At 67.3% G+C, this 23,058-nt stretch carries 21 protein-coding genes; 9 read left to right on the forward strand and 12 right to left on the reverse strand.

Annotated features, from left to right (window positions below; genetic code table 11):
* Positions 1–47 precede the first annotated feature (47 nt).
* The 3 genes from ACNR9W_RS09540 to ACNR9W_RS09550 are packed head-to-tail and all read left to right on the forward strand — an operon-like array spanning position 48 to position 3,043.
* The gene (locus ACNR9W_RS09540; RefSeq protein ID WP_419267574.1) at positions 48–605 is read left to right on the forward strand and encodes a GbsR/MarR family transcriptional regulator; all 558 of its coding nucleotides are present in this window, start codon (positions 48–50) and stop codon (positions 603–605) included.
* Between the two features lie 34 nt (positions 606–639).
* The gene (locus ACNR9W_RS09545) at positions 640–2,025 is read left to right on the forward strand and encodes a cytochrome ubiquinol oxidase subunit I (protein ID WP_419267573.1); all 1,386 of its coding nucleotides are present in this window, start codon (positions 640–642) and stop codon (positions 2,023–2,025) included.
* Between the two features lie 7 nt (positions 2,026–2,032).
* Positions 2,033–3,043, forward strand: a complete 1,011-nt coding sequence (locus tag ACNR9W_RS09550) for a cytochrome d ubiquinol oxidase subunit II (RefSeq protein ID WP_419267789.1) — start codon at positions 2,033–2,035, stop codon at positions 3,041–3,043.
* A gap of 52 nt (positions 3,044–3,095) precedes the next feature.
* Here ACNR9W_RS09550 and ychF read toward each other — a convergent pair whose 3' ends face one another.
* Positions 3,096–4,193 carry a redox-regulated ATPase YchF gene (gene ychF, locus ACNR9W_RS09555; protein ID WP_419267572.1) on the reverse strand — a complete coding sequence of 366 codons (1,098 nt, stop codon included), beginning with the start codon at positions 4,191–4,193 and terminating at the stop codon, positions 3,096–3,098.
* 130 nt (positions 4,194–4,323) lie between these two features.
* Between ychF and trpA the strand changes: the two genes are divergently transcribed.
* From trpA to ACNR9W_RS09580, 5 genes are all read left to right on the forward strand, one after another.
* Positions 4,324–5,121 (forward strand): tryptophan synthase subunit alpha, encoded by a 798-nt coding sequence (gene trpA / locus ACNR9W_RS09560; RefSeq protein WP_419267570.1) that lies wholly within the window; start codon positions 4,324–4,326, stop codon positions 5,119–5,121.
* A complete protein-coding gene (locus ACNR9W_RS09565) occupies positions 5,118–5,687 on the forward strand; it encodes a VOC family protein (RefSeq protein ID WP_419267569.1) in 570 nt (189 codons plus the stop codon). Before trpA ends, ACNR9W_RS09565 begins: the two co-directional genes overlap by 4 nt.
* The gene (locus ACNR9W_RS09570; RefSeq protein ID WP_419267568.1) at positions 5,684–6,178 is read left to right on the forward strand and encodes a GNAT family N-acetyltransferase; all 495 of its coding nucleotides are present in this window, start codon (positions 5,684–5,686) and stop codon (positions 6,176–6,178) included. The genes ACNR9W_RS09565 and ACNR9W_RS09570 overlap by 4 nt, the downstream gene beginning before the upstream one ends.
* A gap of 61 nt (positions 6,179–6,239) precedes the next feature.
* Positions 6,240–6,983, forward strand: coding sequence for a TerB family tellurite resistance protein (locus ACNR9W_RS09575; RefSeq protein WP_419267567.1), 744 nt, complete (start codon positions 6,240–6,242; stop codon positions 6,981–6,983).
* A gap of 42 nt (positions 6,984–7,025) precedes the next feature.
* The gene (locus ACNR9W_RS09580; RefSeq protein WP_419267566.1) at positions 7,026–7,439 is read left to right on the forward strand and encodes a hypothetical protein; all 414 of its coding nucleotides are present in this window, start codon (positions 7,026–7,028) and stop codon (positions 7,437–7,439) included.
* On the opposite strand, the gene ACNR9W_RS09585 is transcribed toward ACNR9W_RS09580, so the two are convergent.
* The 9 genes from ACNR9W_RS09585 to ACNR9W_RS09625 form a co-directional block, all read right to left on the reverse strand.
* Positions 7,436–9,340 carry an exonuclease domain-containing protein gene (locus tag ACNR9W_RS09585; protein WP_419267565.1) on the reverse strand — a complete coding sequence of 635 codons (1,905 nt, stop codon included), beginning with the start codon at positions 9,338–9,340 and terminating at the stop codon, positions 7,436–7,438. The two genes, ACNR9W_RS09580 and ACNR9W_RS09585, sit on opposite strands and share 4 nt — an antisense overlap.
* Complete coding sequence (locus tag ACNR9W_RS09590; RefSeq protein ID WP_419267563.1) at positions 9,334–9,705, reverse strand: response regulator transcription factor; 372 nt, start codon at positions 9,703–9,705, stop codon at positions 9,334–9,336. Before ACNR9W_RS09590 ends, ACNR9W_RS09585 begins: the two co-directional genes overlap by 7 nt.
* Positions 9,698–10,210, reverse strand: a complete 513-nt coding sequence (locus ACNR9W_RS09595) for a hypothetical protein (RefSeq protein ID WP_419267561.1) — start codon at positions 10,208–10,210, stop codon at positions 9,698–9,700. Before ACNR9W_RS09595 ends, ACNR9W_RS09590 begins: the two co-directional genes overlap by 8 nt.
* Positions 10,207–12,018: a putative nucleotidyltransferase substrate binding domain-containing protein gene (locus ACNR9W_RS09600; protein WP_419267560.1), complete on the reverse strand. Its 1,812-nt coding sequence runs from the start codon at positions 12,016–12,018 to the stop codon at positions 10,207–10,209. The genes ACNR9W_RS09595 and ACNR9W_RS09600 overlap by 4 nt, the downstream gene beginning before the upstream one ends.
* 63 nt (positions 12,019–12,081) lie before the next feature.
* Complete coding sequence (locus tag ACNR9W_RS09605; RefSeq protein WP_419267558.1) at positions 12,082–13,890, reverse strand: sodium:solute symporter family protein; 1,809 nt, start codon at positions 13,888–13,890, stop codon at positions 12,082–12,084.
* A 13-nt stretch (positions 13,891–13,903) separates the two neighbouring features.
* Positions 13,904–14,161 carry a DUF4212 domain-containing protein gene (locus tag ACNR9W_RS09610; RefSeq protein ID WP_419267557.1) on the reverse strand — a complete coding sequence of 86 codons (258 nt, stop codon included), beginning with the start codon at positions 14,159–14,161 and terminating at the stop codon, positions 13,904–13,906.
* Between the two features lie 120 nt (positions 14,162–14,281).
* Entirely contained in the window at positions 14,282–16,237 is a 1,956-nt protein-coding gene (acs, locus tag ACNR9W_RS09615; protein WP_419267556.1) for an acetate--CoA ligase, read from the reverse strand.
* 282 nt (positions 16,238–16,519) lie between these two features.
* Positions 16,520–18,814, reverse strand: a complete 2,295-nt coding sequence (locus tag ACNR9W_RS09620; RefSeq protein WP_419267555.1) for a glycosyl hydrolase family 28-related protein — start codon at positions 18,812–18,814, stop codon at positions 16,520–16,522.
* Positions 18,815–18,967: 153 nt separating this feature from the next.
* Positions 18,968–20,554 (reverse strand): lysine--tRNA ligase, encoded by a 1,587-nt coding sequence (locus ACNR9W_RS09625; protein ID WP_419267554.1) that lies wholly within the window; start codon positions 20,552–20,554, stop codon positions 18,968–18,970.
* An 89-nt stretch (positions 20,555–20,643) separates the two neighbouring features.
* On the opposite strand from ACNR9W_RS09625, the gene ACNR9W_RS09630 reads away from it, so the two are divergent.
* Positions 20,644–21,066 carry a tellurite resistance TerB family protein gene (locus ACNR9W_RS09630; protein WP_419267553.1) on the forward strand — a complete coding sequence of 141 codons (423 nt, stop codon included), beginning with the start codon at positions 20,644–20,646 and terminating at the stop codon, positions 21,064–21,066.
* On the opposite strand, the gene dacB is transcribed toward ACNR9W_RS09630, so the two are convergent.
* Together dacB and ACNR9W_RS09640 are read right to left on the reverse strand one after the other, a co-directional pair.
* On the reverse strand, positions 21,063–22,460 hold the full coding sequence (dacB, locus tag ACNR9W_RS09635; protein ID WP_419267552.1) for a D-alanyl-D-alanine carboxypeptidase/D-alanyl-D-alanine endopeptidase: 1,398 nt from the start codon (positions 22,458–22,460) through the stop codon (positions 21,063–21,065). The genes ACNR9W_RS09630 and dacB overlap by 4 nt on opposite strands.
* The gene (locus tag ACNR9W_RS09640) at positions 22,457–23,050 is read right to left on the reverse strand and encodes a nicotinate-nucleotide adenylyltransferase (protein ID WP_419267551.1); all 594 of its coding nucleotides are present in this window, start codon (positions 23,048–23,050) and stop codon (positions 22,457–22,459) included. The genes dacB and ACNR9W_RS09640 overlap by 4 nt, the downstream gene beginning before the upstream one ends.
* Between the last annotated feature and the right edge of the window lie 8 nt (positions 23,051–23,058).

Raw genomic sequence — 23,058 nt, forward strand, 5'->3', positions numbered from 1 at the left:
CTGGTCTATCTCTGTTTCAGTAATTCCTGAAACAACGGAAAAGCGCGATGACCATCTCGACCCTGCGACAAGAATTCATCCTCCACTTCGGCGAGATGGGCTCAAGGTGGGGCATCAACCGCACCGTGGGCCAGGTCTATGCCCTGCTGTTCCTGTCCGACCAGCCGCTCTGCGCCGACGACATCGTGGGCGCCCTGGGCTTTTCCCGCTCGAACGTGTCGATGGCCCTGAAGGAGCTGCAAAGCTGGAACCTGGTCCGCCTGCGCCACCAGCCCGACGACCGGCGAGAGTTCTTCACCACGCCCGATGACCTGTGGGAGATCGTGCGCTGCCTGATCGCCGAACGGCGCAAGCGCGAGATCGACCCGACCCTGACCAAGCTGCGCGAACTGACAATGACCCAGCCCGGCCCCGCCGATGCCGCGGCCCATGCGCGCATGGCCGAACTGCGCCAGCTGATCGAGCAGATGACCCGGTTCCACGACGACCTGGCGCATATGGAGACCGAGCGCCTTGTCGCCCTGCTGAACATGGGCGCGCGCCTTGGCCGCATCGTGGACGGGGCCGGCCGGCTGATCCCGATCCGCCGCCAGAAACCCTCCTGACCCTCCACCCGCCATCCTGACCGGAGATCACCTCATGGACCCGCTTCTGCTGTCGCGGATACAGTTCGCGGCGAATATCTCTTTCCACATCCTGTTCCCGACCATCACCATCGCCCTGGGCTGGGTGTTGCTGTTCTTCAAGCTGCGCTTCAACGCGACGCGCGCGGAGAAGTGGATGGACGCCTATCGCTTCTGGGTAAAGGTCTTTGCGCTGTCCTTTGCCCTGGGGGTGGTGTCGGGGATCACCATGTCCTTTCAGTTCGGCACCAACTGGCCGGGCTTCATGGAGGCCGTGGGCAATATTGCGGGGCCGCTTCTGGCCTACGAGATCCTGACCGCCTTCTTCCTGGAGGCCGCCTTCCTGGGGATCATGCTCTTCGGCTTTCGCCGCGTGCCCAGCTGGCTGCACACGACCGCGACCTTCCTTGTGGCCTTCGGGACGACGCTGTCGGCCTTCTGGATCCTGGTGCTGAACAGCTGGATGCACACCCCGGCGGGATACGAGCTGCGTGACGGCGTGGTCCACGCGACCGACTGGTTCGCGATCGTCTTCAACCCGTCGCTGCCCTATCGGCTGGTCCACATGCTGCTGGCCTCCGGGCTGACGGTGGCCTTCCTGATCGCCGGTCTCTCGGCGCTGCGCTGGCTCTGGGGGGACCGGGGGGACGAGGTGCGGGCCACCCTGCGCTTTGGCGCGACCCTTGGCGCGGTCCTGATCCCGATGCAGATCCTGGCCGGCGACATGCACGGGCTGAACACGCTGGAACACCAGCCCGCCAAGGTTGCCGCGATGGAGGCCAACTGGGACACCCAGTCCCGCGTGCCGCTGGTACTCTTCGCGCTGCCCGATGAGGACGCACGCGAGAACCGGGCCGAGATCGCGCTGCCGGGCGTTGCCTCGCTGATCCTCAAGCATGACATCGAGGGCGTTGTGCCGGGGCTGAACGATTTCTTGGCCGCCGACGGCTCGCCCCTGCATCCGCCCGTGGCCCCGGTCTTCTTCTCGTTCCGGGTAATGGTCGGGATCGGCATGGCGATGCTGCTGCTGTCCTGGTCCTCTCTGTGGCTGATGCGCCGCGGTCGCGGGATCGAGGGCCTGCCCCGCCCCTGGATCTATGCCTTCATCGGCATGGGCTTTTCGGGATGGGTCGCGACCCTGGCCGGCTGGTACGTGACCGAGATCGGCCGCCAGCCCTGGCTGGTGACCGGCGTGCTGACCACCGAACAGGCGGTCGGACCGGTGACGGGCGGCATGGTCGCCTCGACCCTGGTTGCCTACCTCCTGGTCTATGCGATGCTGATGCTGGCCTATCTGGCCACGCTGACCTTCCTTGCGCGCCAGGCCGCGCGGCACCGCCCGCTGACCCCGGACGTGCCGACCGCCGATGCCGGCCTGCGCGCCCTTCAGCCTGCGGAGTGATCCCATGATGACGCTTTTCGGCGACCCCACCACCTGGCTGCCTTTCGCCTTTGCCCTGCTGATGGGGGGCGCGATCCTGGTCTATGTCGTCCTCGACGGCTTCGACCTGGGGGTGGGGCTGCTCTTTCCCTTCGCCACCCCGGACGAACGCGACCGGATGGTCGCTTCGATCGGCCCCTTCTGGGATGCGAACGAGACCTGGCTGGTGCTGGCCATCGGCATCCTTCTGGTGGCCTTTCCGGTGGCCCACGGCATCATCCTGACGGCGCTTTATCTGCCGGTCGCGGTGATGCTGGTCGGGCTGATCCTGCGCGGCGTCGCCTTCGAGTTTCGCGTCAAGGCGCCCACGCATCACCGGGGTGCCTGGAACAAGGCCTTCTTCGCGGGCAGCCTGGCCAGTTCGCTGGCGCAGGGCTTCATGCTGGGGCTCTATGTCACGGGTCTGCAGATGACTTGGGCGAACCTGGGCTTCGCGCTGCTGACGGCCGTCTTCCTGACCGTGGGTTTCAGCTTCATCGGCGCCACCTGGCTGATCGGCAAGACCGAGGGCGTGCTGCAGGCGCGCGCGATCCTCTGGGCGCGGCGCGGCATCTGGGGGCTGGCGGCGGGGGTGGCCGCGATCTCGGCCGCGTCGCCCCTGGTCAGCCCGCGCATCTGGGACAAGTGGTTCGGCTGGCCCGAGATCGCGCTGCTGTCCCCCCTGCCGGTCCTGTCGGCCGTTCTGATCGTGGCGCTGTGGCGCGTCCTGCACCGCCTGCCGATGGAGCGCGACCGCATGGCCTGGGCGCCCTTCTGGCTGGCCTCGACCCTCTTCGTGCTGGCCTTCGGGGGGCTGGCCTACAGCTTCTATCCCTATGTCGTCCCCGAGCAGATGACCATCTACCAGGCCGCCGCCGCGCCCGAAAGCCTGATCATCATCCTGGTGGGCGCACTGGTCGTGCTGCCGATCATCATCGGCTATTCGGTGCTGGCCTATACGGTCTTCCGCGGCAAGGCGACCGAACTGACCTATTACTGAACGAAAAAGGGCGGGCCACACGGCCCGCCCCCTGTCGCGATGCCCGTTACGGTCAGCCGTTGAACAGGAAATGCAGCACGTCGCCGTCCTTGACCTCATAAGTCTTGCCCTCGACGCGCAGCTTGCCGACCTCGCGCGCGCCGGCCTCGCCCTTGCCGGCGATATAGTCGTCATAGGCGATGGTCTCGGCCCGGATAAAGCCCTTCTCGAAATCACCGTGGATCACGCCTGCCGCCTGCGGGGCCAGCGTGCCCTTGGTGATCGTCCAGGCGCGGGCCTCCTTGGGGCCGACGGTGAAATAGGTCTGCAGGCCCAGCAGCGCATAGCCGGCGCGGATCAGGCGATCCAGGCCCGGCTCCTCCAGCCCCATCTCGCCCAGGAACAGCTCGGCCTCCTCGGCGTCCAGCTGGCTGATCTCCTCCTCGATGCGGGCCGAGATCACCACATGGCCCGCGCCCTGCGCCTCGGCCATCTCGCGGACCTTGTCCGACAGGGCGTTGCCGTTGGCGGCCTCGTCCTCGGCCACGTTGCAGACGAAGAGGACCGGCTTGGCGGTCAGCAGCTGCAGCATGTCCCAGGGCCGCCGGTCATCCTCGGACACCGCGATGGTGCGCGCGGGGCGGCCCGCCTCCAGCGCCTCCAGCGCCTGCTTCAGCAGCCGCTGCTGGTCGGCCGCGTCTTTGTCGCCGCCCTTCAGCTTGCGCGCCAGGTTCGCCAGCCGCCGCTCGATCGATTCCATGTCGGCGATCATCAGCTCGGTCTCGATCACCTCGGCATCGGCCAGCGGATCGACGCGACCCTCGACATGGGTGATGTCGCCATCCTCGAAACAGCGCAGCACATGGGCGATGGCGTCCACCTCGCGGATCGTGGCCAGGAACTGGTTGCCCAGGCCCTCGCCCTTGCTGGCGCCCTTCACCAGGCCAGCGATGTCGACGAAGGTGATGCGGGTCGGGATGATCTGCTTGCTGCCGGCGATCTGCGCCAGGCTGTCCAGCCGGGGGTCGGGGACCGCGACCTCGCCCACGTTCGGCTCGATCGTGCAGAAGGGAAAGTTCGCGGCCTGCGCGGCGGCCGTCTTCGTCAGCGCGTTGAACAGCGTGGACTTGCCGACATTCGGCAGCCCGACGATCCCCATGCGAAAGCCCATGCCAGCACCCTTTTCCCGTCTGAATTACGGGCGTCTGTTACGCGCGCCGGGCGGCCAAGTCCAGCCTGCGCCGCATTGCACCCGGGTCCTTTCGCCGCTAGTGCTGGGCGCAAAGGATACGGGGACGGACATGACCAGGATCGACGACCGATTTGCACAGCTGAAGGCCGAGGGAAAGAAGGCGTTCGTGGCCTATATGATGGCATCGGACCCCGACGAGGCGACGGCACTGCAGATCATGCGCGGCCTGCCCGGCGCGGGTGTCGACATCATCGAACTGGGCATGCCCTTCACCGATCCGATGGCCGATGGCCCGACGATCCAGGCCGCCGGCCAGCGCGCCCTGGCCCAGGGCGGCAGCGTCACCCGCACGCTGGAGATGCTGCGCGCCTTTCGGGAACAGGACACGACCACGCCGGTCGTGCTGATGGGATATTACAACCCGATCTATGCCCGGGTCGGCGGCGTCGAGAAGTTCCTGGCCGACGCGGTCGAGGCGGGCGTGGACGGGCTGATCGTCGTGGACCTGCCCCCCGAGGAGGATGACGAGTTGTGCCTGCCGGCTGCGCGGGCGGGGTTGAACTTCATCCGCCTGGCCACCCCCACCACCGACGACCGTCGCCTGCCGGCGGTGATCCGGAACACCTCGGGCTTCGTCTATTACGTCAGCGTCACGGGGATCACCGGCGGCCCCTCGGCCAATGCGGCCGAGATCGCGCCCGAGGTCGCCCGCATCCGCGCCTCGGCCGGGCTGCCCGTGGTGGTGGGCTTCGGCATCTCGACCCCCGATGCGGCGGAACAGATCGCCGGCATCGCCGACGGCTGCGTGGTGGGCAGCGCCATCGTCAAGCAGATCGGCGAAGGCCGCCCCGTTCCCGAGATCCTGGACTTCGTCCGCGACCTGGCGGCGGGCGCGCATCGCGGGTGACCCTCGCCTTTGACCACGTGGCCATCGCGGCGCGGTCCCTGACCGAGGGGGCCGAGTGGCTGCATGACCGGCTTGGCGTCGCACCCGAGCCGGGGGGCAAGCACTCGACCCTTGGCACCCACAACATGCTGCTGTCGCTCGGCGCCGGCGAATATCTGGAACTGATCGCGGTCGATCCCGAGGCGCCGCCGCCCGGCCGGCCCCGCTGGTTCGGCCTGGACAGCTTTGACGGGCCGCCGCGGATCGCGGGCTGGGTGGCGCGTGCGCATCCGCTGGTCGCGCCTTCCGGCACGACGATCGCCGAGGCCAGCCGGGGCGACCTGCGCTGGCGCATCACGCTGCCCCAGGCGGGGCAGATGCCGCGGGGCGGGGCCGAGCCGATGCTGATCGACTGGGGCACGGGCCCGTATCCGTCGGACCTGCTGCCCGACCGGGGCCTGCGGCTCAAGTGCCTCAGCCTGCCGCTGGAACGCCTGGACCTGGCCGACCGGCGGCTGATGCTGGCAGGCGCCCGGACGGAGATGACCCTGACGCTGACGACCCTCAAGGGCGAGGTGACCCTGTGATCCTGCGCGACGCCGTGCCCGATGACGCGCCGGGCATCGGGGCGATCTGGAACCCGATCGTGCGCGACACCGACATCACCTTCTGGCCCACCGAACGCGGCGAGGCCGAGATCGCCGCCCTGATCGGGGACCGCCAGGCGGCAGGTCACGCCTTTGTCGTGGCCGAGACCGGCGGACAGATCGCGGGCTTTGCGACCTACAGCCAGTTCCGCGCCGGGGCCGGCTATGCCCGCAGCATGGAGCACACGATCCACGCGGCGCCGGACCATCGCGGCCGGGGCCTGGGCCGGCTGCTGCTGGGCGCGGTGGAGGATCACGCCCGCGCCCGCGGCCACCGCCTGATGATCGGCGGGATCACCGGGTCGAACGGCGCCTCGATCGCCTTCCATGCGGCAATGGGCTATGCCGAATGGGGCCGGATCCCGGCAGCCGGGTGGAAATTCGGCCGTTTTCACGACCTTGTCCTGATGGGCAAGGATCTGCAGGCCTGATCGCCGCCTGCGCGTCAAACCGCCCCTATCGCCGCGCTGCAGAAGGCGATAACCTCATGACATGGAATGCTGCGAGACCCCCGAAACCTGCACCAGCCTGTGCCCCGCCCTGCCCAAGCCCCGCAGCTTCTGGCAGCGGATGGCCGACAGGATCGTGGCCTTTTTGTGGACCAACCGCCCGGCCACGCCGCCCGAACGATCGGTCGCCTTCACCATCGCGGTGATCGCGCTTGGCGCCAAGCTGGCCAAGGTCGACGGCACCGTCGCCCGGTCCGAGGTCGCGGCCTTCCGGCGCGTCTTCATCATTCCCCGATCCGAGGAAAAGAACGCCGCGCGGGTCTTTGACCTGGCCCGGCAGGACGTGGCGGGCTTTGATGCCTGGGCGCGGCGCATGGCGGGCATGTTCCACCCGGGCGATCCGGTCCTGATCGACGTGCTGGAAGGGTTGTTCGTCATTGCCGTGTCCGACGGCGACCTGCACGAGGCAGAAATCGCCTTTCTGGATGAAGTCGGTCGCATCTTCGGTCTCAGCCCGGCCAAGATCGCCGAAATCCGCCGCCGGCAGGACCCCGGCGCCGGCTGCCCCCCCTGCGAGATCCTGGGCGTCACGCCCGAAACCCCCCTGCCCGAGGCGCGCAAGCGCTGGCGCCAGCTGGTGCGCGAGAGCCATCCCGACCATGCCATCGGCCGCGGGCTTCCTGCCGAGGCGGTGCGCCTGGCCGAGGCCCGCACCCGCCGCCTGAACGAGGCCTGGGACAAGTTCCGCACCATGCACCAGCCGCAGGCCACGCCCGGAACCGCCTGACGGGTCTTGCCACATCGCCCCCGACCGCCCATCTTTGCAGGCATGAGACATCGCATCCTGCCCCTTGCGCTGCTGGCTGCCCTGGCCGCCGGTCCCGCGCCGGCCCAAACGGCCGATGAGCCCGAAGAGGGCCTGAGCCTGATCGAGCGCGGGATCGGCATGATCTTTCGGCAGTTCTGGCAGGACGCCGCCCCCGAGGTCGAGGGGCTGACCCGCGATCTCTCGGGCACCATGGCCCGGCTGGCGCCCGCGTTGCAGGACCTGGGCGTCCTGGTCGACGACATCCGCAACTATGAGACGCCCGAACGGCTGGAGAACGGCGACATCGTCATCCGCCGCCGCGCCGGAGCCCCGCCGCCCCCGCCCATCGGCAACGGCCTGCGGGGGTTGACGGAGCCCGAACCCGAAGTCGATCCTGTGCCGATCGATCCCGACGCGCCGCAGATCTCGCTCTAGGCGCTCAGGTTGGCGTCCTCGATCAGGCGGCGATGGCGGCGTGCCTGGTCCACGGCCTGCTCGAACCGCTCTATCCCTTTGGCCTCCAGGGCGGGGATCAGGCGCAGGAAGGCCTCGGCCGTGGCGATGGTGTCGCCCATTGCCGTATGGCGCGCCTCGGGCGGGATGACGATCCCCAGCCGCTCGGTCAGCGCGTCCAGGCTGTGGACGGCGGACTGCCCCCAGACCATCGCCGACAGCAGCACCGTGTCCAGCACGCGGTTGTCGAAATGCGCCCCCGTCTCGGCACTGGCGCGACGCAGGAAGCCCATGTCGAAGGGCGCGTTATGGGCGATCAATACGCTGTCGTCGCAGAAATGGTGAAACGCGTTCAGCGCGGCCGTCAGGTCCGGGGCCTCGGCCACCATCCGGTCGGTGATGCCATGGATCGCGGTCGAGGCGGGCGGGATCGGGCGACCGGGATTGACCAGCGTCTCAAACCGCTCGCCGGTCAGGCGGCCGCGCGCCAGCCGCAGCCCGGCGATCTGGACGATGCTGTCCTGGGGCGTCAGGCCGGTGGTTTCGGTGTCAAAGACCACGCAGGTCAGGTCCGCCAGCCGGGACGAGGCGACGCCACGTCGCGCCAGCGCGAAATCATAGGTGACGCCCGCCGTTCCCGTGGCTGATGCAACCACCCGCAGCGGCATGACCAGCCGCGCCGCGTCGCCATCCGCCTCGGGCCAGAGGCCGGTGCCATGGGCCGCCAGGATGTCGGCCCCGGACAGGTCCGGCTGGTCGGGATCGGGCGCCTGCGTCAGCCAGGCCTCCAGCCGGTCGATGGGAACGGCGGGACCGGTCCAGCCCAGGATCAGCCGCATCTCGTCGCCCGCGTACGGCAACACCGAAACGGTCGGCGCATGCCCCTGCCCGCGCAACTGGCGGTCCAGCATCGCCAGCAGGGCGTTCAGCGGCCCGGCCTCGGCTTGGAACAGCAGGCCGGGCGGTGTGGGCGCCAGGGTCAACCCAGCCGCCACCTCCTCCAGCGTGGCAGTGCCGGTGGGGGCGTCGCTGGCCAGCAACTGCGACAGTTCCCGCGTGGCGACGGCCAGGCCCTGCCCCTCGTCGCGGATCGCCTGCGCCAGGGCCGGCGGGATCGGGCCATCCAGCGCGTCCAGCATCGGCACAAGGGTGGCGGCGTGCCGGCGCAGCGCCTCCAGTGTGGCGCGGGGGGCCGGACGTTCGACCGCGCGGTCGCGCAGGATCAGCAGCAGCCCGCCCTCCAGGTTGCGCAGCCGGCCCGACAGCCGCGCCCCTTGGGCGGTCAGGCAGACCAGGTCCGTGGCCCCCACGCCGGTCGCCAGCCGCGCCTGCGCCGCCCGCAGCGCGCCGGGCCGCAGATAGCGGTCCAGTTGGTGATCCAAGGCCAGCCCCGGCAGCAGCCGTGCCGCGCTGGCATTGTAGAAGATCACCCGGTGGCGCGCGTCGAACATCACCGCCCCGGCACCGAAATCCGCCAGAATCGCCTCGAGGCTGGCCTTTTCGCGCGCCAGTTCGGCGGCGTGGTCCTGCACCGCCTCGGCCAGCGCCTCGGCCGTGCGGGCGCGTGCCTCGGCGGCATCGCGGGCGGCCGGGCCGAGGTCCGCCAGATAGCGTGCCTCGGCCGCGTCAGGCGCGCGGCCGGTGCGCAGGCCGCCCGCCAGGCTCTCGATCGGGCGCGCCAGGTGAAGGTCGAACAGGTACCACAGCGCCGTGACCGCCCCCAGCAGCCCAAATCCCGCGACCATCCCGCCCTGGACCAGCGCATCGGTGCCCTGCCCCCGCGCCGCGATCCACAGCGCTGCCCCCGAGATCGCCAGCGCCGCCCCCGCCAGTCCCGCGAACATCAGCAGGACGCGCAGGCGCAAGGACATCTGCGTCAGCATGGCCCGTCAAGCAGGCGGGCCATCTCGGCCCGCAACTCGGCCAGCTCGAAGGGCTTGGCGATGAAGCCGTCCGCCCCAAGCGCCAGTCCCTTGCGCCGTTCGACCACCGAACCGCGCGCGGTCATCATCAGCACGCGCACATCGGCGAGGTCGGGATCCGCGCGCACATCCTGCACGATCTGGTAGCCCGAGACATCGGGCAGCATCACGTCCAGCAGCACCAGGTCGGGGCGCGTGTCCCGAATGCGTTCCACCGCGCCCTTGCCGGTGGCCATCCGGTCATGGCTGTGGCCGTCGCGCGTCAGCAGGAAATCCAGCGCCACGGCGATATTGTCTTCGTCCTCGATGACCAGGATGTCAGCCATGATCCGCCCCTTTTCCTGCGCCGCAGACGGCCGCGAAAGCTGGATCACCGTCGGCCGCAGGGGTCCAGTCGCCGCGCGCGGGACGGATGCGGCCGCCGGCGCAGTCGAAGTCCTGCGGCACCAGGATCGTCTGGCCCCGCCGCTCGACCAGCATGATCGGGGCCTGCAGCGTGCCGTCCGCGCCCTGCACGATCCGGGCCGGGTCCAGGGCGGCAAAGCGCACCTCGACCGGGGCCAGATAGGTCCAGGGCGCCCAGGGCTGGCTGTCGCGGCCGACCAGCAGCACCTCTGCCCCCTGCGGCAGGCGTTCCACGGCGCGGGGATACCACGCATAGTCGCTCCAGACGGAATAGGCGATCATGGACAGGCCGATCCCCGCCGGCAGCAGCCAGGGCGCCAGCGTCAGCCCAGCCTTGCGAGACGCATGGAGCAGCGCATAAAGCAGCGCGGCCATGCCGATCCCCACGGCGATGACCCCCAGCAGTTCGGTTCCGATCCCGGTCATCCCAGCATTCCCTTTCCATGTCCGACGGCCGACTGCATGCTGCGCACCACGACAAAGGCGTCGCGAAGATGGCTGCGTTCAAAGTCGGACAGGTCGGAGGGTGACAGATAGTTGTCGGGCTTGCGGCCCGCCTTGACCAGATGCGCCTGGTTTTCCAGCCGGACGGTCTGGATCATGTCATAGGCCGCGATCAGGTCGCGCGCCCCGCTGGCCGAAATGACACCGCGCGTCTCGGCATCCTCCAGCCGGGCGCGGGTGTTCACCGCGCCGATCCGGCCCTGCAGCGCATAGACGCGGGCCAGATCGGTCACCGGCACCACGCCATTGTGCTTCATGTCGATGTGGTGGCGATGGTCGCCCGAACGGATCGTGGCAAAGCCGCCGATCAGCCCCAGAGGTGGCCGGTGCTTGAGCGAGTTGGCGATCATGTGGGCGACGAAGATCGAGTTCCGCGACGCCATCTCCCGCGTCTCGCGCTGCAGATCGTCCAGCAGCTGCGCCTCGCCGCCGATCGCGCGCAGGTCGAACATGACGGAGGCCAGCATCTGCGCCTCGGGGCTGGGATGGGCGATCCAGTCGCGGAAATAGTCGCGCCAGACCGGCACCGGCTGGCGCCAGCGCGGGTTGGTCGCCATCATGTCGCCGGGGCAGAACACATAGCCGCAGGCGTCCAGCCCCGCGCAGACGCGGGCCGCCAGGTCGCGGAACCACGGGTGGTCCGGATCGGCGCCGGGGGCCAGGATCAGGCAGTTGTCCTGGTCGCTGACGCCGGTCTGTTCCTGCCGTCCCTGGCTGCCGCAAGCCACCCAAAGCCAGGGCGCCGGAGCGGGCCCCAGGTCCCGCGCCACGATGTCCAGCAGGCGGCGCGTGACGGCATCGGCGATGTCGGTGATCATCCGGGTGGTGATCTCGTGTCGCTGGCGGGCGCGGACCAGCTGCACCAGCAGTTCGGGAATGCGGGCGGTGACCGCGGCCATCTGGGCGATGCTGTCGGACTGCGCCACCTCGCGGATGAGCCCCGAGGCGGAGACCGCCTGCACCCGCGTCAGGTCGGTCTGGCTGATCATGCCCATGAAGCGGTCCTGGGCCACCACCGGCAGATGGCTGATCCGCCGTTCCAGCATGATGTTCAGCACGTCATAGCCAAGCGCGGTCGGCGCCAGGGTGATCGGGTCCGGGGTCATCACCTCGGCTACGGGGCGGCGCATGTCGCGGCCCTCGGCCACGACGCGGTTCGACATGTCGCGGATGGTCGCCAGACCGATCAGCCGGCCGCCCTCGGTGATGCCGATGCTGCTGGCGGCCGCATCGCGCATCAGGCGCGCGGCCTCGATGATCGGGGTTTCGGGGGCGCAGCCGAGGGGCTTGCCGGACAGCAGCTCTCCCACCTTCAGCATGGCCACGTCGGCGCCGCGGTCCAGCGGTCCGCGCCCGCGGTCGAAGAACCGCGCCACCGCCCGGTGCTCGGCGATCAGCCGCGTCACCTCGGCCCGGGGCAGCATCAGGACGACCGCCCCCTCCAGCGCCCGCGCCGAAGTCACGGCCACCCCATCTCGCAACAGGCCCCGTTCCCCGAAGGAATTGCGCGGCCCCAGCTGCGAGACGCTGTCGCCGTTGCGATCGGTGACGGCGATCTGGCCGCTTTCGATCAGGTAGAGCCCCGGCAGGCGGTCGCCGAACTGGTAGATCACGTCGCCGGGGGCGAATTCCCTGCGGCTGAAGGAACCGGCGACCCGCGCCAGCTCGTCCCGCTTCAGGCTGTCATAGGGATGCACGGTGGCGATGAAGTCGACGATGCTTTGCGCCATCACCCGCTGACCTTTGCATGAGGAGCGCCGCGCCCCGATCCGGGACGCGGCAGGTTTTCGGGATCAGTGTGCGACAGCACTTCCGGCGCCGCGCGGGACGCGGATCGATTCGACCAGCTCCTGCACATGAGCCGGCGGGCGCTGCGTCATGGCCGAGACGGTAAAGGCCACGGCAAAGTTGATCAGCGCGCCTATCGTCCCGAACGAGGCCGGCGAGATGCCGAACAGCCAGGCGTCGGGCGTGTCGGACAGCATGTTGGTCCCGGCGATGAAGAACCAGCCCTTGTAGGCGAAGATGTACAGGATCGTGGACACCATGCCCGCGATCATGCCGGCGATCGCGCCTTCCTTGCCGACCCGCTTCGAGAAGATGCCCATCATCAGCACCGGGAAGATCGAGCTGGCTGCCAGGCCGAAGGCCAGTGCCACGGTCTGGGCCGCAAAGCCCGGCGGGTTGAGGCCCAAGAGCGTCGCCACCAGGATCGAGGCCGCCATCGAGATGCGGGCCGCCATCAGTTCGCCCTTTTCGCTGATGTTGGGGCGCAGCGTGCCCTTGATCAGGTCGTGGCTGACGGCGCCCGAGATCGCCAGCAGCAGGCCCGCGGCGGTGGACAGGGCGGCTGCCAGGCCGCCGGCAGCGACGATGGCGATGACCCAGCCCGGCAGGTTGGCGATTTCGGGGTTGGCCAGCACCATGATGTCGTTGTTCACGGTGGTCAGCTCGTTCCCGGCCAGTCCCCGGGCTGCGGCCATTTCCGCGGCCGGGCCTTCGGCTGCGGCATCATTGTAGTACTGGATGAGGCCGTCACCGTTCTTGTCCTCCCAGTTCAGCAGGCCGGTGACCTGCCAGTTGCGCATCCATTCCAGATCGGGGCTGGTCTGGATCTGGTCCAGCGAGACGGCCGGCTGGCTGTAGGTGTCGCCGGTCAGTGCGCCGGGCCACATCGTGGCGGTCAGGTTGAACCGCGCCATCGCGCCGACGGCGGGTGCCACGGTGTAGAGCAGCGCGATGAAGACCAGCGCCCAGCCTGCCGACTTGCGCGCATCCGACACCTTGGGGACGGTGAAGAAGCGGATGATGACATGCGGCAGACCCGCGGTGCCGATCATCAGCGCCATGGTGAACAGCACCATGTCCAGGGTCGAGCGGTGATGCTCGGTATAGGAGTTGAAGCCGAGGTCGGTGACCAGCATGTTCAGCTTGGTCAGGAAGGCCACGCCCGAGGCGTCATGCGTGCCGAAGAGGCCCAGCTGCGGCAGGAAGTTGCCCGTCAGTTGCAACGAGATGAAGATCGCCGGAATGGTGTAGGCGACGATCAGCACGACGTATTGTGCGACTTGGGTGTAGGTGATGCCCTTCATGCCGCCAAGAACGGCATAGCAGAACACCAGCGCTGCACCGATCCACAGGCCGGTGGAGTTCGACACCTCCAGGTAGCGCGAGAAGGTGACGCCCACGCCCGTCATCTGGCCGATCACGTAGGTGATCGAGACGATCAGCAGGCAGATCACGCCGATGATGCGCGCGGTCGGCGAATAGAAGCGGTCGCCGATGAATTCCGGCACGGTGAACTTGCCGAACTTGCGCAGGTAGGGCGCCAGCAGCAGGGCCAGCAGCACGTAGCCGCCCGTCCAGCCCATCAGGTAGGTCGAGTTGTCATAGCCCGTGAAGGCGATCAGGCCCGCCATCGAGATGAAGGACGCGGCCGACATCCAGTCGGCCGCGGTGGCCATGCCGTTCATGACCGGGCCCACGCCGCGGTTGGCGGCATAGAACTCGGCCGTGGATTTCGCCCGGCAATAGATGGCGATGCCGATATACAGCGCGAAAGAGGCGCCGATGAACAGCAGGTTCAGGGTAAACTGGCTCATGTCCGGATCCTCCTCACTCGTCCACGCCGTGTTCGGCATCCAGCTTGTTCATGCGCGCCGCATACCAGAAGATCAGCACGATGAAGACCAGGATCGACCCTTGCTGGGCAAACCAGAAGCCCAGGTCCGCGCCCCCGACCGGAATGGCCGAGATCAGCGGGCGCAGGATGATCGCGAATCCGTAGGATACCAGCGCCCAGATCGCGAGGCAGATGTAGATGATGCGAAGATTGGCCTGCCAATAGGCATTCGACGATTGTCTGTCACTCATGTCCTTGGGTCCCTCCCTGTTCAGACACGTCCCTTGTTCCGCCCTTGCCTTTGATTGCGTCCCGGTTCCCGGCGGAGGGGTCGGGACGCGTTGCGGAGGATTTGCACCCCCGTCGCATCGTCAGCCGCGGTTCATGCGGTTGGCGATCAGTTCGTCGACGACCTCGGGCTCGGCCAGGGTCGAGGTGTCGCCCAGGGTGCCATGGTCGTTTTCGGCGATCTTGCGCAGGATGCGGCGCATGATCTTGCCCGAGCGCGTCTTGGGCAGGCCCGGCGCCCACTGGATCAGGTCGGGCTTGGCGATGGGGCCGATCTCGGTGCGGACCCATTTCTCCAGCTCGGCGCGCAGATCGTCCGATGGCTCGACACCGTTCATCAGGGTCACATAGGCATAGATTCCTTGCCCCTTGAGGCTGTGCGGATAGCCCACGACGGCGGCCTCGGCGACCTTCTCATGGGCGACCAGGGCGCTTTCGACCTCGGCCGTGCCCATGCGGTGGCCGCTGACGTTGATGACGTCGTCAACCCGGCCGGTGATCCAGTAATAGCCGTCCTCGTCGCGCCGGCAGCCGTCGCCGGTGAAGTAATAGCCGGGATATTGCTGGAAATACGCTTCCTCGAAGCGGGCATGGTCGCCCCACAGGGTCCGCATCTGCCCCGGCCAGCTGTCGGCGATGCACAGGACGCCTTCGGCCGGATTGCCCTCCTGCACCTCGGCGCTGGAGGCGTCGAGGATCACGGGTTTCACGCCGAAGAAGGGCACGGTGGCCGATCCGGGCTTGGTTTCCGTGGCGCCCGGCAGCGGCGTGATCAGGTGGCCGCCGGTCTCGGTCTGCCACCAGGTGTCGACGATGGGGCAGCGCCCCTTTCCGACATGCTCGTTGTACCAGTTCCAGGCCTCGGGGTTGATCGGCTCTCCGACCGTGCCCAGGATGCGCAGCGAGGACAGGTCATGCGCCTCGACGGGTTCCGGTCCCTTGGCCATCAGGCTGCGGATGGCGGTGGGGGCGGTGTAGAACTGGGTGACCTTGTGCTTTGCGCAGACCTCCCAGAAGCGGCCGGCATCTGGCCAAGTCGGCACGCCCTCGAACATCAGGGTCGTCGCGCCGTTGGCCAGCGGGCCATAGACGATATAGCTGTGACCGGTGACCCAGCCCACGTCGGCCGTGCACCAGAAGACATCGCCGTCGTGATAGTCGAAGGTGTACTGGTGCGTCATGGCCGCATAGACCAGATAGCCGCCGGTCGTGTGCACGACCCCCTTCGGCTTGCCCGTCGACCCCGAGGTGTAGAGGATGAACAGCGGATCCTCGGCCCCCATCGGGCGGGGCGGGCATTCGGGGGCGACCTGCGCCATCTGCGCCTTGACGTCGACATCCCGGCCCTCGACCCAGGTCGTCTGGTCGCCGGTATGCTTGACCACCAGGCAGCGCACCTTGTCCGAACAATGCAGCAGGGCCGCGTCGGCATTGGACTTCAGCGCGGTGCGGCGGCCGCCGCGGGGGGCGGTATCAGCGGTGATCAGCACCTTGGCGCCGCAATCGTTGATGCGATTGGCCAGCGCGTCCGGCGAAAAGCCTGCGAAGACGATGGAATGGATCGCCCCGATGCGCGCGCAGGCCAGCATCGCATAGGCGGCCTCGGGGATCATCGGCAGATAGATGACCACACGATCGCCGCGCATCACGCCTTGGCTCAGCAGGACATTGGCAAAGCGGTTCACGCTTTCCGACAGCTGCGCATAGGTGATGTGCTGCGCCGGGGTCTTGGGGTCGTCGGGCTCGAAGATGATCGCGGTCTGGTTTGCGCGCTTGGGCAGGTGGCGGTCCACGCAGTTCACGCTGGCGTTCAGGACGCCGTCCTCGAACCACTTGATGCTGACCTGGCCCATGGTGAAGTCGGTGTTCTTCACCTTGGAAAAGGGCTGGATCCAGTCCAGGCGCTGTCCCTCGCGCCCCCAGAAGCCCTCGGGGTCGTTGATGGATTCGTCATAAAGACGCTCGTAATCCGCCGGACCGACATGGGCGCCGTCCAACCCTGCCGGAATTGCGTGTTTCTGAATGTTTTCAGCGCTCATGACATCCCCTCCTCGCAGCCATGTGGCAGCCTCGCCGGGCTTTGCCGATCGCACCAATTCACGGCGCGGCTGCCTGTGCGGAGATGTTAATCACAAATCGTCACATATGTTAAGCCATTTTTTATAAACGATATTTTTGTTAATCAATTGACCACGAAAGCTCATATAATGTAAATCATTCACAATAAGCTGCCGCCGGCAGAAAAATGCCGGCGGCTGCGACGGAAACGGCCGACCTGCCCGCAGGCTAGCCGGATGATGCGGAACTGCGCGGTCTGGCCGTCACTGCGGCCGGTCCATGCGGGCATAGATGCAGACGCGCCCCCGCAGCGGTTGGGCCCAGCTGAGCCGCAGCTGGCGCTTGCCGGCGCCGATCTCGGTGATGACGGTCGGCGCGGCATCGACGCGCGTGCCATCCGCGGCATAGAGCGGCGTTTCGGTGACGATCGACTGCACCGATTTGGCCCAGCTGAGGAAGGGCAGCCCCGTCAAGGCAGGTGTCGTCCAATTGGCCGAAGCGGTGTTCTGCGTCAGCTGATACATCAGCGGGTTGGCGACATAGACGTCGACCCCGTTGAAGGTGTTCGCCTCGAACTGCAGGTTGCGCATGTTGTTGTAGTCCAGATCGGCGATCGAGGTATCGACCCGGTCGATCCGCCGGACGTTGCCGTAAAGCGCCTTGAAGACGTTGCCGACCACGTTCAGCCCGTGGATGAAGTGCCCCGATCCGAAAGGCTTGACACAGATCCAGGCGAACCACGACACCGTGTTCGAGCACAGGAAGGTGTTGCCGGTCACGGTCAGGCCGCCAAAGCTGTATTCTTCATTAGTGAAGGTCGGATATGCGCTGTGCTCGTTCGTCCATTCAATCGAGGCATTGTCGACGTAGTTCCCGCTGACCGTCGTCTGGACGTTCGGCTGGGTCAGCACAAGGCCGGCATAACGCAACCCCTGCCCCGATCCGTCGCCCTGGAACCAGTGATTGCCCGATACGATGTGCCCGCCCCCGTTCGCCACCATGAAATGGGCAAAGCGGACAAAGCGGTTGTTGCGGATCTTGACGTCGTTGGCGTTGACGTTGATGGCGATCGTGCTGCGCTGCTGGGCGGGCAGGTCCATGTCGTTGGACAGGAACTGGCAGTTGTCGACCAGCAGGTCCTGGCAGCCCCGCCCGATCGACGTGATCCCCCGGTCCTTGGGCCGCGTCACATAGCAGTCTCGCATCTGGATCATCTCGCCCTTCGGGGGCAGCATGACGGCGCTGGCAATGCCGCCGCAGTTGAAGTCGATGTCGACCAGATTCAGCCGGTCCAGCTGGCGGATGCCCGACAGGTCCAGAAGATAACGGTAACGCTCAAAGCTGTAGGTGCGCGTCGCCGAACCCCCGAACAGGGGCTGCGACAGGGTAAGCGTCCCGGCGGTCACGTTCCTGGCGTTGACATAGACCTCGCGGCCGACCCCGGTGCCGATGACGCGGCTGCCGATCTCGATCTGTGCGACGTTTGCCACATTCGTCAGCATCAGGGGATTGGCGGGGCTGTAGCTGGCCGACGAGGTCCAGCGCCCGGTGGTCCAGACCTGACCCGGATTGGCCTGAAGGCCGCCGTTCCGGATGACCCGCCGGTTCGAAAAGCCGTCGAGCGTCGGCGCCAGGTCCCCCACCAGCAGCGGCTCGTCCAGCAGCACCCTGCGGCCGCAAAGATCCAGCGACAGGTGGTCGGTAAACCCGAGTAGCGCCTGCAGGGCCTTCTTCATGCCCAGTGTGTCGCTGGCGAAGGCATCGGCATAGGTGGGAAAATCGAAGCTGCGGACAAATGCCACCCGCGTCGAGGCCGGCGTGCTGATGCGCCCCTTGAAGCGGATGGGGCTGTTGATCGACAGATCACCCGAGATGAAGAAATTGCCCTCGGGCACGACGATCCAGCCACCGTTGCTGGCTTGGTCGGCGGCGATGAAGGCGTCGCGGTCGTTGGTGACGCCGTTGCCGACGGCGCCGTAGTCGCGCACATCCACCCAATCCAGCAACGACGGCACGAAGGCCGCCGTGATGTCCTCGATGCGGATCGACTCGATCCGGAACGCGCCGCCGTTCGACCCGACCAGGTCCAGCCCGAAATGGCCATAGACCGGGCGCGTGCCCCAGGGCATGTCGACGCCCTTCCGGGTGCCGATGCCGACGATGGCGCTGACCTCGACCACCTGACCATAGTTGCGCAGGGCCACGGTCGGTCCGGTGTCGGTGATCCCGGTCACCCGGCTCCGCGTGCCGTCCCCTGCCCAGGCCGCGATGCGCACGCTGGTCAGCGCACCGGCCACCGCCTTGACCCGAGCCGAGACGCGCAGATAGACGCCGGGAATCATCGGGGTCTCGCCCATGAAGCGCAGGCTGGTGGTGGTCTGCTGCTTGACGATCTCCAGGCAGGCGCCGAAATCCTGATCGGCAGGCACCAGGGATGCATTGTCAGCCGTGGCCCAGGTGGGACTGCCCGAGGTCCCGTCGGTGCGCGACCATGATCCCAGACCCGCCCGGAAGGCCGGCGGCATCAGCAGAAGCCCGTTGGTGATCGCAATGTTCATCGACTATCCTCCGTAACGGCATGCGCCGACGCAAAGACGCCGGCGTGATCCTTCGAGGATTAGTTGATGAAGTGTTAACGGGTCCTGAAGACCCCGTGCGCTGCAACGGCCGGAACGGCAACGGCCACCGCAAGCGGTGGCCGTCCGTCGGCCTCAGGCCTCGGCCGAGACCAGCTGCCCCGCCAGCGCCGATTCGATCAGCCGGCGGGTCTCGTCGATGCCGTAAAGGGCGATGAAGCCGCCAAAGCGCGGCCCCTGATCGGCCCCCAGCAACACCTGGTAGAGGGCGCTGAACCAGTCGCGCAGCGGCTCGAACCCATGATCCTTGCCGATGGCAAAGACCATCGACTGCAACGCCTCGGCATCGGCGGGCTGGTCCCAGGCCGCAAGACGGCCGGCCAGGTCCTCCATGGCGGCACGTTCCGCCCGGGTTGGCTCGCGGAACTTGCGGGTAGGCGCCACGAAGTCATTGAAATAACGCAAAGCAAAACCGGCTGCGGCGTCCAAGTCGGGATGGGTCTCTGGGCTGGCCCCGGGCGCATAGCGGCGGATGAAGCCCCAGAGCCCGTCCTTGCCCGTGGCGCCCGCGACCGAGGCCAGGTTCAGCAGCATCTGGAACGGCACCACCATGTCCGAGGCGGGCACGGTGCCGCCATGGATGTGCCAGACCGGGTTGGCCAGCTGCTGTTCGGGCGTCTGATCGGGAAAGGCGCGCAGCTGCTGGTGATATTCGTCCACCGCCTTGGGGATGACGTCGAAATACATCCGCTTGGCGGTCTTGGGCTTCTGGTACATGAAATAGGACAGGCTCTCGGTGGCCGCATAGGTCAGCCATTCGTCGATCGACAGCCCATTGCCCTTGGACTTGCTGATCTTCTGTCCGTCCTGGTCCAGGAACAGCTCATAGGTGAAATGCTCGGGCGCACGGCCGCCCAGGATGCGGCAGATGCCGTCATAGATCGGCGTGTTGGTGCTGTGATCCTTGCCGTACATCTCGAAATCGACATCCAGCGCGGCCCAACGGGCGCCGAAATCCGGCTTCCACTGCAGCTTGACCTGGCCCCCGGTGACCGGCAGCGTCAGTTCCTGCCCGTCCTCGTCAAAGGTGATCGTGCCGTTTTTCGCATCGACATGCTTGATCGGCACGTAAAGGACGCGCCCCGTCGTGGGGCTGATCGGCAAAAAGCAGGAATAGGTCTGCTGACGCTCCTCGCGGAGCGAGGCCAGCATCACCTGCATGATCTCGTCATACTTCTCGGCGGCGCGCAGCAGCGTGTCATCGAAACGGCCCGACTTGTAGAACTCGGTCGCGCTGATGAATTCGTATTCAAAGCCGAACGTGTCCAGGAAGCGGCGCAGCATGGCGTTGTTGTGCCCGCCAAAGCTCTCATGCGTGCCGAAGGGGTCGGGCACCGAGGTCAGCGGCAGCTGCAGATGCGCATGCAGCATCTCCTGCTGGGGGACGTTCTCGGGCACCTTGCGCATGCCGTCCATGTCGTCGGAAAAGCAGATCAGCCGGGTCGGGATGTCGCTGATCATCTCGAAGGCGCGGCGGACCATCGTGGTGCGCGCCACTTCGCCAAAGGTTCCGATATGCGGCAGGCCCGACGGGCCATAGCCCGTCTCGAACAGCACATGTCCCTTGTCGGGGTCCTTCTTCTCATAGCGTTTCAGCACCCGGCGCGCTTCTTCGAACGGCCAGGCCTTCGATTGCATTGCGGCATCGCGCAAGGTGGTCATGTCGCTGTCTCCTGCTGAGGGTCCGGAACGCTTATTGAAAGCACCGGCCATCGTCAATAATCTGCGCCCGAACCCCGTTGGAGTGTGCCATGACCGTCGACCTGCCTTCCCTTTCCCCCTGCGATGCGCTGGTCGCGGTGATGGTCGCGGTGTCAGCCTCGGACAGCACCATCCGAACATCCGAGCTGGTGGCAATCCAGCGCATGGTCGATCACGCCCCGGTCTTCGCGGCCTATGACGACGACCGCATCCGTGCGGTCAGCCAGACGGTCATGACCTTGTTCGAGGAGGAGGACGGTGTGGACGCGCTCTTCGGTCTGATCCGCGATGCGCTTCCCGAAAAACTCTACGAGACCGCCTATGCGCTGGCCTGCGACGTGGGCGCGGCCGATGGGCGGCTCTACGAGGGAGAGGTGATGATGCTGGCCGAAATCCGCGACCAGCTGAACATCAGCCGCCTGCATGCGGCCGCGATCGAACTGTCGGCCCGCGTCCGCCACATCACCGTCTAGGGGTCCAGCCGCGCCGCGAAGGCGCCCAGTAGGTCGCGCTGCAGCGCCTTTGCAGCCTGCGTCCAGGTACTGACACCCGCAGGCAGCTCCTGACCGATGGCCGCCTGTCTGCGGGCCGGATCGGTGCAGAGGATGGTAAAGACCCCCTCGGCCCCGGATGCCGTGGTGACATAGCCGGTCAGGTTCGACACGAAATTCAGCGTTCCCGTCTTGCCGGTAACAAGATGCCGGGCAGAGGGATCCCGTCCCAGATCCTCCGACAGGGGGTTGACGCGAAGCAGCCGGGCCAGATCCAGGTCCCGGCCGGGTCCAGCCAAAACGCGCGTCAACCCATAGGCTGTCACCCGGCTGTCGCCCGACAAGCCCGAATGGTCCAACAGCCGAAGCCCCTGCCCCAGGTTACCCAGCCAGTCCCGCATGATCTGGCCCGAAGCGGGCAGATCGGACGCGCCGCTGGCATGCAGCCCCAGGACCTCTGCCGTCAGGTTGGTGGAATGGCGCAGCATGTCGCGGATCAGCACCTCCAGCGGGGGGCTGTCGTGCTGCGCAACCACCTGCCCCTGCGGCAGCACAGGGATCATCTCGGCAGGGGGCAAGACCAGGCCGCGCGCGCGGCACAACGTCTGGAAAACATCGGCGGCATAAAGCTCGGGCAGGCGCACGGGCAGCCAGCGGCTTCCATTTCGGCCCATCGCCCCGCGCGACACCGTCCAATATTCGCGCGCCTGATCGTTGCGATAGGTGAACAGGTCGGCCTGGTCGCGTGGCATGGCCGTGATCGTATAGGCGCGTGGGGATTGCGATGCCGCCCGCGCCTCGACGCTTAACTGAAGGTCAACGCCGACCCGGCTCCAGCCCAGATGCACCCGATTGAAGTTGAGGATCATCCCCGAGATCGAGGGGTTATAGGCCAGATGCTGTGCCTGTTCGGCCGTGATCTGCGGCAGATGAGGCAAGGCACCGCCCCAGACCGCAAAGCGCCGCGGCGGCTCCTGGGGGCTGGCCGCAAGGTCGGCCGCCAGCCGCGCCAGATCGTCGGTGGACAGGACAGGATCGCCGCCTCCGGCCAGGATCAGCATGTCGCCAGACCGGATGATCCGCGTGCTGAAGCGGTGTGCCGGACCAAGGCGGTCCAGGGCGAATAGTGCGGTGATGGCCTTCATCGTGCTGGCCGGCGCCATCGGCATCAGCGCCTTTCCAAGGGCCAGCGGCTCTCGCCCGTCGGACAGGGCAAAGGACACCTGTCCCGGCAGGGCCGCGCGTGCGACCAGATCCCGCGCGTCGGGTGCGGGTCGCCGCGGCGGCCGCAGGTCCAGCGCCTGCCCGCCCGCAAGATCCGGCAAGACGGCAGAGGCCAGAAGGGCTGACAGGAACCCCCGTCGGTCCAGTTTCATGTCTGGGCCCTCCGCAGTTCGGTCGAGGACAGGCTGGACATGGGAAGGTTGAGGAGCGTCCAGGCCGGAGGGTGACGGTCGGCCAGGGTCAAGGCCCGGACTTCCGGCACCCGCGCCGCGCGCATCATCTGCGCCGCCACCGAATGCCGCGCCGCAAGGCGGCTTCCGGGCCGCGCCATCACCGCGATGGGCACGCAGCGCGCGATCTGCCTCCAGCGATCCCAGTGGTGAAACTGGACCAGGTTGTCCGATCCCATCAGCCAGACGAAGCCCACGCCGGGATAGCGTCGCTGCAGCGCAGGAATGGTGTCGGCCGTCAGGCGCAGCCCAAGCCGCGCTTCCACATCGGTCACAATGATCCGGGGATCCCGCGCCAGGCGCCGCGCCTGTGTGATCCGCGCGGACAAGGGCGCGGGTCCATGCAGCTTGAGGGGGTTGCCCGGCGACACCAACCACCAGATCCGGTCCAGGCCAAGCCGACGCTGCGCCACCTGGCTGATCAACAGATGCCCCGCATGAGCAGGATCAAAGGATCCGCCCAGCAGGCCGATGCGCTGGCCCGGCAGCGCCAAGGGAAAACCGGTCGTCATTTCGCAGG

The organism is Paracoccus sp. T5 (genome assembly GCF_048538155.2).
Lineage (GTDB): Bacteria > Pseudomonadota > Alphaproteobacteria > Rhodobacterales > Rhodobacteraceae > Paracoccus.